The sequence below is a fragment of the Mucilaginibacter aquaedulcis genome (genome assembly GCF_030409325.1).
Taxonomy (GTDB): domain Bacteria; phylum Bacteroidota; class Bacteroidia; order Sphingobacteriales; family Sphingobacteriaceae; genus Mucilaginibacter; species Mucilaginibacter aquaedulcis.
This window is the reverse complement of record NZ_JAUFPR010000002.1, coordinates 2,250,916-2,264,407: the sequence shown is the minus strand read 5'-3', so window position 1 is coordinate 2,264,407 and position 13,492 is coordinate 2,250,916. Positions and strand designations below refer to the sequence as shown.

The 13,492-nt window shown below is 40.8% G+C and carries 14 protein-coding genes; 5 read left to right on the top strand and 9 right to left on the bottom strand.

The window, feature by feature from the left end:
* Positions 1–20: 20 nt before the first annotated feature.
* Positions 21–1,898: an SPFH domain-containing protein gene (locus QWZ01_RS13750; RefSeq protein WP_290324054.1), complete on the top strand. Its 1,878-nt coding sequence runs from the start codon at positions 21–23 to the stop codon at positions 1,896–1,898.
* 50 nt (positions 1,899–1,948) lie between these two features.
* Here the strand turns inward: QWZ01_RS13750 and QWZ01_RS13745 are convergent, their stop codons facing one another.
* The gene (locus QWZ01_RS13745) at positions 1,949–2,416 is read right to left on the bottom strand and encodes a hypothetical protein (RefSeq protein WP_290324052.1); all 468 of its coding nucleotides are present in this window, start codon (positions 2,414–2,416) and stop codon (positions 1,949–1,951) included.
* A 29-nt stretch (positions 2,417–2,445) separates the two neighbouring features.
* Complete coding sequence (locus QWZ01_RS13740; RefSeq protein ID WP_290324050.1) at positions 2,446–2,907, bottom strand: hypothetical protein; 462 nt, start codon at positions 2,905–2,907, stop codon at positions 2,446–2,448.
* Positions 2,908–3,165: 258 nt separating this feature from the next.
* On the opposite strand from QWZ01_RS13740, the gene QWZ01_RS13735 reads away from it, so the two are divergent.
* Positions 3,166–4,335: an acyltransferase family protein gene (locus QWZ01_RS13735; RefSeq protein ID WP_290324048.1), complete on the top strand. Its 1,170-nt coding sequence runs from the start codon at positions 3,166–3,168 to the stop codon at positions 4,333–4,335.
* Positions 4,336–4,425: 90 nt separating this feature from the next.
* Here QWZ01_RS13735 and QWZ01_RS13730 read toward each other — a convergent pair whose 3' ends face one another.
* The 3 genes from QWZ01_RS13730 to QWZ01_RS13720 are packed head-to-tail and all read right to left on the bottom strand — an operon-like array spanning position 4,426 to position 7,017.
* Complete coding sequence (locus tag QWZ01_RS13730; RefSeq protein WP_290324046.1) at positions 4,426–5,412, bottom strand: MlaD family protein; 987 nt, start codon at positions 5,410–5,412, stop codon at positions 4,426–4,428.
* Positions 5,413–5,435: 23 nt separating this feature from the next.
* Positions 5,436–6,209, bottom strand: a complete 774-nt coding sequence (locus tag QWZ01_RS13725; RefSeq protein WP_290324044.1) for an ABC transporter ATP-binding protein — start codon at positions 6,207–6,209, stop codon at positions 5,436–5,438.
* 1 nt (position 6,210) lies between these two features.
* Positions 6,211–7,017 carry an MlaE family ABC transporter permease gene (locus tag QWZ01_RS13720; protein ID WP_290324043.1) on the bottom strand — a complete coding sequence of 269 codons (807 nt, stop codon included), beginning with the start codon at positions 7,015–7,017 and terminating at the stop codon, positions 6,211–6,213.
* A 427-nt stretch (positions 7,018–7,444) separates the two neighbouring features.
* On the opposite strand from QWZ01_RS13720, the gene QWZ01_RS13715 reads away from it, so the two are divergent.
* Positions 7,445–7,714 carry a hypothetical protein gene (locus QWZ01_RS13715; protein ID WP_290324041.1) on the top strand — a complete coding sequence of 90 codons (270 nt, stop codon included), beginning with the start codon at positions 7,445–7,447 and terminating at the stop codon, positions 7,712–7,714.
* Here QWZ01_RS13715 and QWZ01_RS13710 read toward each other — a convergent pair whose 3' ends face one another.
* The 3 genes from QWZ01_RS13710 to QWZ01_RS13700 all read right to left on the bottom strand — a co-directional run bounded on the left by QWZ01_RS13710 (position 7,715) and on the right by QWZ01_RS13700 (position 10,417).
* Positions 7,715–8,866, bottom strand: a complete 1,152-nt coding sequence (locus tag QWZ01_RS13710; protein WP_290324039.1) for an MFS transporter — start codon at positions 8,864–8,866, stop codon at positions 7,715–7,717. It abuts the gene before it with no gap.
* 171 nt (positions 8,867–9,037) lie between these two features.
* Positions 9,038–9,532 carry a hypothetical protein gene (locus tag QWZ01_RS13705; RefSeq protein ID WP_290324037.1) on the bottom strand — a complete coding sequence of 165 codons (495 nt, stop codon included), beginning with the start codon at positions 9,530–9,532 and terminating at the stop codon, positions 9,038–9,040.
* Positions 9,533–9,712: 180 nt separating this feature from the next.
* Positions 9,713–10,417: a DsbA family oxidoreductase gene (locus tag QWZ01_RS13700; protein ID WP_290324035.1), complete on the bottom strand. Its 705-nt coding sequence runs from the start codon at positions 10,415–10,417 to the stop codon at positions 9,713–9,715.
* 164 nt (positions 10,418–10,581) lie between these two features.
* On the opposite strand from QWZ01_RS13700, the gene budA reads away from it, so the two are divergent.
* Positions 10,582–11,394, top strand: coding sequence for an acetolactate decarboxylase (budA, locus tag QWZ01_RS13695; protein WP_290324034.1), 813 nt, complete (start codon positions 10,582–10,584; stop codon positions 11,392–11,394).
* A 258-nt stretch (positions 11,395–11,652) separates the two neighbouring features.
* Positions 11,653–12,891, top strand: coding sequence for a DUF3179 domain-containing (seleno)protein (locus QWZ01_RS13690; protein ID WP_290324031.1), 1,239 nt, complete (start codon positions 11,653–11,655; stop codon positions 12,889–12,891).
* Positions 12,892–13,028: 137 nt separating this feature from the next.
* Here the strand turns inward: QWZ01_RS13690 and QWZ01_RS13685 are convergent, their stop codons facing one another.
* Positions 13,029–13,328, bottom strand: a complete 300-nt coding sequence (locus tag QWZ01_RS13685) for a hypothetical protein (RefSeq protein WP_290324028.1) — start codon at positions 13,326–13,328, stop codon at positions 13,029–13,031.
* Positions 13,329–13,492: the final 164 nt, after the last annotated feature.

The following is a 13,492-nucleotide window of genomic DNA, read 5'->3' as shown; positions in this document are numbered from 1 at the left end:
AAATTCTAAATCTTAAAAAAATGAACAATCTAATTGTGATGTTTTGGTGGGCTGTGCCTGTCATCCTGATTTTGCTGATGTACAAATCTGTTTTACGCGTATTTTTCGGTATGGTGATCGTGCCGGATAACCGTATTGGGCTGGTGGTTAAAAAATTCACTTTGTCCGGTAAGTCGCGCTTGCCCGATGGTCGTATCATAGCCATTAATGGTGAGGCAGGTATGCAGGCTAAAGCACTTGCACCGGGCTTATATTGGGGTATGTGGCCATGGCAATATGGTATTACCATGGAACCCTTCACCATTATTGAACAAAATAAGCTTGGACTGGTGAAGGCCAAAGATGGCGCCACGCTTGATACAGGTCGCGTGCTGGGTAAACCGGTTGATTGTGATAAGTTTCAGGATGCCATAGCCTTCCTGAACAATAACGGACAAAAAGGGCCGCAGGCAGCTTTTCTTACACCGGGTAGTTATCGTATCAATACTTTTCTGTTTGAGATTGAAATGGTACCTATAACCCAGATACATGAAAATAAAGTGGGTATAGTTACCACGCTTGATGGTGAACCATTGGATAAAGGTGAAATTGCAGGCGAATCGGTATCGGGACATAAAAACTACCAGGACCCTATTGCTTTTATTAACGCAGGTGGCCGTAAAGGTTTGCAGGAGGATGTGATACTGGCTGGTACCTATTACCTTAATCCCTGGTTTGTAATTGTTGAGCAGGTTGATATGACCTATATACCTATTGGTTATGTGGGTGTGGTAAACTCGTTTGTTGGACCCGAAGGTAAGGATACCAGCGGCGACGCCTTTAAACATGGCAACATAGTTCACCGCGGGCAAAAAGGTGTTTGGGAAGATCCGCTTGATCCGGGTAAACACCCTATCAATATTTATACTCATGCTGTGGAGGTTGTGCCAACTACCAACATTGTACTCAACTGGGCCGATAGCCGTACCGAAGCGCATGAACTGGATAAAAACCTCTGTACAATTACCGTGAGGTCAAGCGATGGTTTTACTTTTAACCTTGATGTGTCACAGATCATACACGTGCCACGTAATGAGGCTCCAAAGGTAATAGCTCGTTTTGGTAAAATGAAAAACCTGATATCGCAGGTGTTGGAACCTACTATTGCTAACTATTTCCGTAACTCGGCACAAAAGAGTGATGTGATAGGCTTTTTGGCCAACCGTATACAAAGGCAAAGCGATGCCCGTGATCATATAGGCACAGTTTTAACCACCTACAACGTAATTGGTGTTGATACGCTGATAGGTGATATTGTACCGCCAGCCGCCTTAATGAAAACCCTGACCGACCGTAAACTGGCCGAAGAGGAAAAAGTAACTTACGAGATACAGCGCCATGCACAGATTGAACGTAAGGAATTTGAAAGCGCCAGGGCCGGTGCTGATATGCAGCCTGAGGTAGTAAAATCAACCCGCCAGGTAGAGATCAACACCCAGATGGCCGCATCAAAGGTTGCTGCTTCGCGTGGTGAGGCAGAGGCAAAAACCATTAATGCAAAGGCCGATGCCGAGGTAAGGATAACCATAGCTAAAGCTGATGCAGAAGCCAAAACAGTGAATGCTAAAGCCGATGCCAACGCCACCGAAGTAAACGGTATTGCCGAAAGTACCAAGATCAAAGCCATAGGTTTGGCTGAGGCTGAGGTAACAAAACAAAAAACCGATGCCATGGGTACCGAACAATACGCCATTGTGCGTGTGGCCGAAGCGCTGGCTGCAAACGGTATTAAACTGGTACCTGAGATATTGGTTAGTGGCAAAGAAAATAGCGGAGGTAACGGAATCATTGATGCCCTGATAGGCAGCGAAATGCTGAAGAAATTGCAGAAATCAAATGAGGAGGATAAAGCCGAATAATTATATACGTTTAACAAAAACAAAGGCTGCCAATTGGCAGCCTTTGTTAATTATTTGCTTTTCAGTAGCCTGATCTCAGTCTTTAATTCCTGTATCTGCTCCTGGGTATGTTTGTTTTCGAGATAAAAGTATATGGCAAATGCCAGGAATATTTTGCCAAGTATAAAAACCGCTGCAAATACCCAGCGCCACGATTTGTGCAGGCGCATATGGCTTGATTCGCCTTCTACTACAATGTACTGGTCGGCTTTACTGGTTTCTTTTTCGGGTTGCTTGTAGTTATCCCGGCGGTTAAATACTTGCGGTGCTGTCTCCTGGTGGGGTATAACTGCATTTATTTCCTGCGCAATTTTATACCAGGTTCCGGATGGTGGCTCAACAGCCAAATCGCGGGCAAGTTTTTCCATATCATTTTCAAGTTGTTGGAGTGCTTCATTAACTTCAGGGTATTTGGCCTTCATGTACAGCAACTCCTTCACCTCCTGCTCAGTGGCCACTCCCAAGACAAAAGTTTCCAAGATACCGCTCTCTATATATTCCTGTGTCTTCAATTGCTGTTCCTGATAATGGTAAAACAATCTTTTAATATTTTCCTGATGCTTTCTTCAGGTTTGTTAAGTTCGGCTGCAAGGCTGGAAGTTGTTTTACCCTGCCAATGGATCCCGCAAAAAACAAATTGCTGTTCAAAGCTCATCTGACGCAGGTATTTATTGTTACTGTTATAACTCTCCCTGTTGTGGTATGTTGTATCCCTGAAATATTCGGCCAACTTTTTACGAGTGATGGCATGAAGATAGCAAAAAGTACTCAAATCTTCGTTAGCGAATTCATTCAGCTCATGAATTGCATCTCTAAATACAGCTATCAGATACTGCTCGGCAATGGTCTCGTTTTTAACAACGTCAAATATATAGCCTAAAAGCATACCCGCGTACTTGTGATATAGTTTATGTACTAATAGTAAGCGGCTATGGCCAATAGAAACCGGATTTTGTACTTGTGTATTCAAATAGTGCTCAATTACCAGTTAATAATTCGATTCAAATTTATTAAAATTATTTATAAGCTTTTATAAACGAGAATGTTTCAACAAATGTTTCTTATTGTTATCAAGAAATGTTATCAACACTAATTTTAGTTAAAATCCTTATTCTTTAGGACAATATTCACGCCTTTTAGTTATTTTTTTTATTATCTGTGTAACTAAAATCAAATTAATGCATCATTTAATGGTGAACATCCAATAAACCATGTCAACCTGTTAATAATGCAAATTTCTACCATAGTATCACCACCGTCTACCGAAAGCAATATACAAACCAACAAAATAGTATATATAGATAACCTGAAGGTTGTTCTTACTGTTTTGGTGGTATTGCATCATGCTTTTATAACTTATGGTGCACCCGGCGGATGGTATTACAGTGAAAAAACAACCCAAACAGTAGCGCAGATATTGATGACCGTATTTGTGGCAACTAATCAGTCGTTTTTTATGGGCTTTTTCTTTTTTATATCAGCCTATTTTACAGAATCATCTTATCATAAAAAGGGAGCAGCCCGGTTTCTTGCCGATAGATTAAAACGGCTTGGTATCCCGCTTGTGTTTTACTCCTTTATCCTTTCACCGGTATTGAGCTACCTGGTTTACCGTTTTGGAGAAGGTCATGAAATAACCTATATGCAATATTTAGGCGGTTTTCATCATTGGATAGATTTTGGGGTATTATGGTTTGTAGCGGCATTGCTACTGTTCAACTTGTTATATGTATTGGTTATGCAGCTGTTTAAAAATGTGAAAGCGCTACCCTTAGGACAAGTGCCCTGCATAACAACTACTGTTTTCTTTACATTGACTCTGGCTTTAGGTACTTACCTTGCGCGTTGTGTATTTCCGGTTGGCTGGGTTTTAAATCCGGTAGGTTTTCAACTGGGACATTTTGTGCAATACATAGCTTTGTTTGTTTTGGGAATTATCGCCCGGCGCGGGCACTGGCTTAACAAAATTGATTATAAAACTGGGAAAACGTTTGCTGTATTGGCATTGTTGATGCTGGTTGTTGGTTTCCCCGCTATCTATTACGTAAAAACTGTAACCAACAGTGCCATAGAAACTTTTAGTGGCAACGGCTACTGGCAATCGTTAATGTATGCTTGTTGGGAGCAGTTTACAGGGATATTCATTATCGTAACACTATTGGGGATAGCGAGTCAAAAATGGCAGAGGCAAGGTGCTCTTATGAAAAAACTATCACGAACAACTTTCGGGGTATATATTTTTCATCCGCTGGTGCTGATCTCCCTATCTATGCTATTTAAAATTTGGAGCGCTGACCCTGCCATTAAACTGCTGCTCGTGGCGCCCCTGGCGGTTGCCGGTTCATTTTTGTTGGCGCATTTGCTTTTAAAAATACCGGGTGTAAAGGCGGTTATTTAAAATGAAGGTATATCCAAAAATACCAACAAAGCAGCGTTATCCACAATAATACAGGTTAAAAGCTGCATTGTTCACCTTACAAAATAAACTTTACTGCGCTTTCAAACTATCTGCTTTAGCTTTTGCCTTTTTCTTGAAAAAGCCACGCAACAAAAAGTTGTGCTGAACGGCTTCCAGATCGTCATTTAACTTTACCGAGCTTTGCTGCAGATAATTTAATGTGGTACGCACCTGTGTGGCCCCTTTAGGATCGTTCAGCAGTACACCAATGGCGTTATCTGTAGTATTTAGCTTATTGCTGGCCTTAGTCAAATTATCTGTAAGGGTTGAGGCATTAGCTGCTGTTTGTTGCAGTTGCGCAACCGACTGGCTTATTTTATTAAAAGTAGCGGTATCTGTAAGCAGCTTATCAGCAAGACCCCCTTTAGTATTCATTTTGGCACTGAAATTATTAAGCTGTACGGCCATCAGGGCAGCACTTTGAGTAGCTGTTTGCAAATTGCGCATGGCAGCACGTAATTGCAGCGCCATGGTGCTATCAGTCATCAGGGTACCAATGGTTCCTTTGCCTTCCAGCATTTTATGGCTTAGTACTTTAAAATCATTAGTAATGGCTAAAATGTTCTGGTTATTATCCTGCAGGGTTTTCAGCATATCGTCGGTTGATAACATCTTTTCTGCCTGTAATTGATCACCATCCTGCACTACAGGCGCTTGCGGACTGCCTCCGTCAATAACAATGATCTTATTGCCTATCAATCCATCAGAGCTTATTTTAGCTCCGGCATCATGGTGTATGTATTGTTGGGTAGCCTCATCAATGTTCATGAATACCTGTACGCGCGAGGGGCCAATGAATTTCACATTGCTGATAGTGCCTACCTTAACACCTGAAAACCAAACATTGTTACCCTTTTTTAATCCGGCAACATCAGTGAATATAGAGCTGATCTTGATGTTTTTTACGAAGCTTTTTTGCTGGCCTCCAAGGGTGAACACACCCAGTATAAACACCACAAGGCCAAGTGCTAAAAATATGCCTACTATAATTGCTTTCTTATTTTCTGTTCTATCCATGATAATGGTTATAATAGCTTTTCTTATTGTATAAAGTTGTAATCAAAAAATGGTTTAACCCGTTCATCATTAGTGTTAAACACTTCCTCAAAAGTGCCAGTACGCTGAAACTGCCCGTCAAGCAGCATGGCAATCCTGTCGCCGGTTTGTTTGGCACAGGTAAGGTCATGAGTGATGATGATGGATGAAGTATTGTACCGTTGTTGTACTTCGTTGATCAGGTCGTTGATCTCGATACAGGTAATCGGATCAAGGCCGGCAGTTGGTTCATCATACAACATAATTTCCGGGTTAAGAATAAGCGTACGTGCAATGCCAATGCGCTTACGCTGCCCGCCCGAAAGTTCTGAAGGCATCTGGTTAATGGTTTGCGACAGGCCAACCGCTTCCAGTACTGTTTCAACCGATGTATTAATTTCTTTGCGGGTTATATTTTTGCGGTTACGAACTAATGGAAACTCAAGGTTTTTGCGTACCGTCATACTATCATATAAGGCGCTGTTCTGGAACGAAAAACCTATCCTGATACGGAGCTCCTGCAGTTGGGCTTCCGTTATCTCGGCAAGGTTGTGACCCAATACGGTTATTTCACCTTCATCTGGTTTTAACAGGCCAGATATGATCTTGATCAGTACTGATTTACCTGTGCCTGAACGACCAAGCACTACCAGGTTTTCGCCCTGGTACAGGTCAAGGTCTATACCGCGCAGAACTGCATAATCCTCAAAAGATTTTTTAAGTCCTCTGATGCTGATAACCGGGTTGCTATGATCTACCTGTGTTTTTACCTTTTTCATATTAGCGGAACCAACTGGTTATCTGTACAATAATTACTTCTTCAATAAACACCAGGAACATGGCCGTAACCACTGCTCCGTTGGCGGCTTTACCTACGCCTTCGGTACCTTTGGTTGAGTTATAGCCCTGGTAACAACCCACAATGCCAATTGTAAATCCAAACACTATCGACTTTATTAGTGATGCCACAAAATCAATAAAAGTGAGTGGTTCAAATACCTGTTGAATGAATGTGCTCCAGCTGGTACCTTCATTCTGGCTTACATTCAAATAGCCACCAACAATGGCAATCAGTGCAGTATAGGTTGATAAAATAGGTATTGTAATGGTAGTAGCCAATACACGGGTACATACTAAAAATTTAAATGGTTTGGTACCCGATACTTCCATGGCATCAATTTGCTCGGTTACCCGCATAGAGCCCAGTTCGGCACCAATACTTGATCCAACTTTACCGGAGGCTATCAGCGCTGTAACCAGTGGAGCCAGTGCACGCATAATAGCAATAGATACCAGCGAAGGCAGCCATGAGGTTGCCCCAAACTCTGATAAGGACGGCCTGGATTGCTTAGTGAATATTACCCCAACAATAAAACCGGTAACTGAAATGAGGGTAAATGAACGCACACCCACTTCAAAACATTGCCGCACTACCTCTTTTAATTCAAACGGAGGTAAAAAGGCTTCCCTGAAAAAACGAAGGATAAATTGATTGATCTTATAGAGGTCGGTAAAAAAGTTTATCAGGCTTTGTTTAAGCTTTGAGTTTTTTTTAGGTACCGTTGTTGTGCTTTCTGCTGTATCCATTAATATGATATAGTAGTACTTTGTACAAATTTAGCTATGGTTACTCTACAATAAACTTATTGCAATTGTTTGCTGCTAAGTGCATTATCCGGTGTTTTTTGCTTCGATATGATAAAATAGGGGGTGGCAGTATCTTTATCAATCAACCAGGGTAAGTTAAGCAGGCAAATTTGAACAACATGTTAATTTGAGTTTAAGCTTTTGACCATATGAGTTAAAAGTTAAAACCACAAGCGGGTGCAAACCTAATAGTTATAATTTATATAGAATATATAAGCGTTAAAAAATATAGTTAAAAGAGTGTAAAATTCCGTTGAAAATGCAATAATCGGGTATTCAAAGTCGCTTGTTATTGAAATGAGCCTTCTATAAGAAAATATTTAAAACCAATTTCCCTGCTTAATCCTTATTAAACAAAAAATTGATTATGAACCCTTATCAACAAAAATGGCTGGATGTATTACACCACGCTAATTTGCCAGGATGGAAGATAGAAGCCCGCGGCGAAGACATATTTATTGAGATGCCTAATGTTACTGATTTGAAATTAATAAGGGATAACCTGCCGCAAACGCTTGGCTTAATGTCGCTGGATATTCATGAGCCCAAAGAGCGCCTGAACTTTATTTTTCATAACGGGCATGAGCAGTTTGAATACCTGCTTAATCCAGGCGATGCCGACTTGAACAGGAGATGATCAAATCTTAGCTTTGGTTGATACCACTACTACCGAAACCCCCATCAGGGCTATTAACACGAATGAAGCTCTCAGGGTGGCAATGCCGGCTATAAAACCAATTATAGGTGGCCCAACTAAAAAGCCCAGGAAGCCAATGGTTGATACCGCAGCAAGGGCAACCCCTGGCTGCATAGTTTTTGACTTGCCCGCCGCGCTGAATACCATAGGCACAACGGATGATACGCCAGCGCCCACCAGCAGGAAGCCAGCCATGGCAGTATAGATATATGGGAAAGCTACGGCAATAAGTAAGCCTACAGCAGTTAGGTTGCCGCTAACCTGCAGCGTACGTTTTAAGCCGAATTTGTGAGCAAACCAGTCGGCAACAAACCGGCCACCCGCCATAGTGAACATGAAGGTAGTGAAACCTAAACCTACCATAGCGGTAGGGGCAAGTACTACTTTTTTAAAATAAATCACACTCCAGTCAAACATAGCACCTTCGCATATCATAGAACAGAAGGCGATAACACCTAACTTGATCAGTGAGCTATCTGGCATTACAAATACAGGGCCAGAGCTGGCTACTTTATCATCTTTAAGATAGCGGGCCGCTATAATCACACCGGTAAATATCACCGCCATCATTACCAAAAAGTGGTGAAAAGGATCAATGTTATTACCTATCATATAGGTTCCTATACCTGCACCAACAAATCCGGCCAGGCTCCAGAGGCCGTGGAAAGATGCCATGATGGGCTTTTTATAGATCTCCTCAGTGGCAACGGCCTGGGTATTAACTGAAATATTAACAGCATTGCTGCTAAAGCCAAAACACACCAGGCAAATAATAAGCTGGAACGTATTTTGTGCCAGGCCCAGTGTAACCAGCGCGGTGGCATATACCAGCAAAGCACTGATAAGTAATTTACGGCTGCCGATCTTTGTGATTATCCAACCAGAGAATGGCAGGGAGCACATTAAACCTACGGGCAATGAAAAGAGTACCGCACCCAAAGCAGCATCAGAAAGTCCCATCTCTTGCTGTACAGTGGCAATACGTGATGCCCAGCTCGAAAAGCTTAATCCTGCCATAAAAAACATGGCTCCTACAGCTATGCGAAGCGCCTTTTTTGATGTTGGAACAGTTACGGCCGGAGCGTTGATCATGCTTATTTTTATTATGTAATTGTGTATAAAGTACACATTGATATTTACTTGCAAAGATATGCAAAAAAATAACACTCAAAATATAGCTAAAACGTTTTTTACTTTGCTGTGAATTAGTGAGTTGAGTTGCAAGGTAAATGCAAAGTGTTTGTTGTTAGCCAGTATTGTAATTTACATTTTTATATTAAAAGACCCAACAATGTGATAGGATTTGCCGTTGTCATCAACAACATCGGCGTAAAATGTGCCTTGTAAAACATTTGAGCTTAGTTTTGTTATGGTTACCTTTCCCGATTTATCGTCGCCTGTAAGGGGGCCGGCATTAATAAAAAAGATATCAGATGTTCCAACCTTGGAGGTGAGGCATACCAGTGAAAAAATGTCATTTTCTTGATCAGCACCACTTCCGAAGATACTGATCTGTCCGGTTTCAGAATTTATGGCCTTTGGGTCGCCTGGTTCAAAAAGAACAAATGAAGTAGTGCTGTAGATACTTGTTACCCCTTCAATATCAAACTTTATGGTGTTTTCGGCGGCCGGTTGATCATCATTGTATCCGGGTATGGGTACAAACTTTTTAGGATTAATGGCCTCATCCGGCTTGCAGCCATTGATAGTAATTATCAAAAGTAGAAACGTGATAACTTTATAGCTTAGGCTCTTCATGCGCACAATTATGATAAGGTTGAACTTGCCTTAAAGATATAACTGTTTAGGGTTTTTAAAAAGAGCAAAGACTTTTTTAACCGTAGGTTGCTTACATTAAAATGAAATTACCCGGGCAATGTGGGGAAATAAAAAAGCACCTGTATTGTTTATTAAACTTACAGGTGCTTTTAGTAACTATCAGTTGCAGTCGCCATCAGGAGTGCATGACTGGCCTTCAATAATGGTTAGCGCGGGTTTTGAATTTTCTTGCTCCCATTCTGCAAATGATTTTTCAATGGTTTCCAGAAAAACTGGAAGTGCCTGGGCGCCGGATACACCATACTTGTTATTCATTACAAAAAAGGGCACTCCGCTTATTCCTAAATGTTGCGCCTCGGCAATGTCTTGTTCTACCTCATTTGCATAAGTTTCGCTATCAAGCACCTGTTGTATTTCTTCGGCATTAAGGCCTATTTCGGTTCCAAGCTTTACAAGGGTGGCTTTATCATCAATGTTTTGCGCATCAATAAAATGTGCTTTAAATAACGCTTCTTCGGCTTCGTTCCCTAAATTGTATTTTTTTGCCAGATGGCTTAAGCGATGAGCGTTAAAGCTATTGGCCACAACACGTGTAGAATTGTAAGAAAGACCAACCTCTGAGGCCATTTGGGCTATTTGATCATTCATTTGTGTGGTATAGTCAATAGTCCACCCCTTTCTATCGGCAAGGTATTGTATATAATTTACAGATGGGTCTGTTTTTAAATGTGGATTAAGCTGAAAGCTTTTCCACTCTATTTCTATTTTATCCTGATGTCCGGACTGCTGCAATGCATCTTCAAACCTGCGTTTGCCGATATAGCAAAAAGGGCACATCACATCCGACCAAATTTCTACTTTCATATTGAATAATATTTTATTGTATATGTACAAAATTAGCATACCCATACGTCATCGGGGTAAGCAAAAAGTAAAATTAAACCCATCAATATGGTGTTTTATCCATAGCATTTGTTCATTTGCTCAAAAAGCAATTGCTTTGCCTTTACATCTATATTTATAACATCATGAAAAAAACACCCCTTATTTTTTCTCTTTTATTGGCTTTAACCTGCATCAGTTTCAGGTTATCCGCTCAGCAAAATGCGCGGCCGGCTAACTTTAACGAGCATAATTTATTCAGTGCAGGCGTTGCCTCTTCTTTTATAGCCGGCTTATATGATGCCTGGTATCCGTATAAACAACTTAAACAACATGGCGATTTTGGCCTTGGCGCACCCGACCAGGTTGATGGAGAACTGTTGCTATTTAAAGGTAATTTATACAAAACACAATATACCGGCAAAACCATACCATTGGCTGATACAGGAAAAACACCATACGCGTTAGCCTGCTTTTTTCATCCGGTTAAAGTTTATAAACATAGCGGTACTTTAAATAAAACCGCTTTTTACAATTATTTGGATAGCCTGTTAAGCAACCAAAACGGTATTTATGCCATACACGTTAGCGGTAAATTTAAACTGGTGAAGGCCCGTGCCTTTCCACCGGCACAAAAGCCTTATTTACCTCTTGCGGAAATGCTTGATAAGCAGCACTTTTTTGACCATGCCGATATGCAAGGCGATATGATAGGTTTCAGAACGCCCAAGTTTATGGAGGGCCCGCATATTGCCGGGTACCATTTTCACTTTATATCGGCAGATAAAGCATTTGGAGGGCACGTTGTTGACCTGATTGCTGAGGATATTACTGTAGAGGTTGATCCTTTAACCAGTTATTCCCTTGAGCTGCCTCAGATAGCAGGTTTTGAGCGTTTTGATTTTAGAAAAGACCGCAAGGAAGAGATCAAAAGCGTGGAAAACGGAAAGAAACAGTAGCGCTCATCATATTCAGTTGAGGAACCGGTTGTGATAAAATAATTATGCGGTTTGCTATTCTTTTTAACAGGAATTTTTAATAAATTCGAGATAGTTATAAACCAATTATTATTTTATTTACTGAAGGTGCAAGCCGGTTCCTTACTAATGTTATACCCATATAACATTAGATAAAAATCTGTACGTAATTACAGTTCGCTGAATTTACCGGCAGTTTAACTGTTTGCCTTTCAGGATCACTCTAAATTCTGAAACGTGATGAGCAATAAACTGAGTGCCCGGATATTTTGGTTAGGTGTTATATTATTGATATTGCCCGGATTGCTGCACGCATACTTGTTGATGCCTTTTCCCGGCAGCCAGGATCTGAACGCTATAACAGTATGTTATTATCTCGAAAAAATTGTAAATCCTTTGCGTGCAATAGGTGCTGTGCTGATACTTTGGTATCTGTTTAAGCACTACACCCAAAATTCAAATCGCAATAAGATTGTAAAGGCGGCGGTATTGCTGCTTTGCCTGGTTAGTTTTTACTTTACCGATGTAGCCTATAAAGCCGAAGCCATGTTTAAGGAAACAACAGCGGCAAAATTTGCCAATGGGCTTACCAATAGGGTTCCGTTAAATTACCTGGTTATTGGCGTGGTTAATAATGGAGTGGCTAAAGCATACCCGGTGGTTTATCTGGGTTACCATCACAAAGTACAGGATGTGGTGGGTAATAAGCCTGTGCTGGTTACATATTGTACCATGTGCCGCACAGGCAGGGTATATGATCCGGTCATCAACGGAGTAAAACAAAGTTTCCGACTGGTGGGAGCAAGGCATTATAATGCCATTATTGAAGATCAAAGTACCAAAACATGGTGGTACCAGGCTACAGGTAAAGCAGCGGTGGGGGAGTTAAAAGGGAGCCAGTTACAGGAACTGCCATATGAACAAGCTACCCTGAGTGCCTGGCTGCAGGAACATCCAACATCGCTTATTATGCAACCCGATAATTTATATACTGCCGATTATGCCGACCTTAAAAATTATGACAGGGTACAGGCTATTGATAAAGATAGTACGCTTAAAGATAAAGACTCGCTTATCAGGAAAAGCTGGATAATCGGCGTTATTGTTGATGGCCGTTCCCGTGCCTATGACTGGCGTAGCTTAAATAAACAGCATATACTTAACGATGAGCATTATAATAATTCCCTGCTGATTGCCATTGAAAAAGATGGTGAAACCTACCATGTATGGAATAATACCATAAAAGGTACAACATTGCACTTTAAATTATCAGATAAGGGCCTGCTTACAGATAATGAAACAGCATCTGTTTGGAACTGGGAAGGATTGTGTATATCTGGTCAGCAAAAAGGTGTACAATTAGTTAAAGTGCAGGCTTATCAGGAGTACTGGCATTCCTGGAAACATTTCCACCCGGCAACAACATTTTGGAAAGGGGAGCAAACTACAGAGTTGGAGCACGTAGCTGCAATTTATTGATGGAAATTGTTTTATTGCATAATAGCCTTACAACCATACGTCATGATGAACTTGTTTCAGCATCCCATCAGATTTAGGGGGTACTTTTATGGGGTCCGAAATAAATTCGATATAAGGGGGGTATAGTTTGTGTTTTTTTATCCCTCAATAACCGCCAAAATTTTACCCACATCACCATCACTCAACAGTTCCTCCTCCGCTATGTTGGGGTAATATTTGTTAAGTATCTTTTTAATAATGAGGTAGCTTTCTATTGATTGAATAGGTGGATTGGCCAGTTCGCTGATGATAGAGCCTACCATCTTGATCTTTTTTGCTTCATATTGGTTCAGCACAAAATCAGATGTTTTTTTGGTACGGCTGGCCGCAATCAATTCATCATGTTTCCTGATATCTTCAATCAAGTCCATCAGCTTTAGTACTTCCACTTTTTTCATTACAGCAAAATTAAACAAATATTTGCGCCGCTAAATAACATTCAGTTAATATATGAAAATAAACAGCTGCATAAAGCTTGTTTAAACATGAATTATATCACATTTATGGCTAATATGAGTGTTTTAAATAATTTTTGCTTAATGGATTTTTAACAAAAAACCTT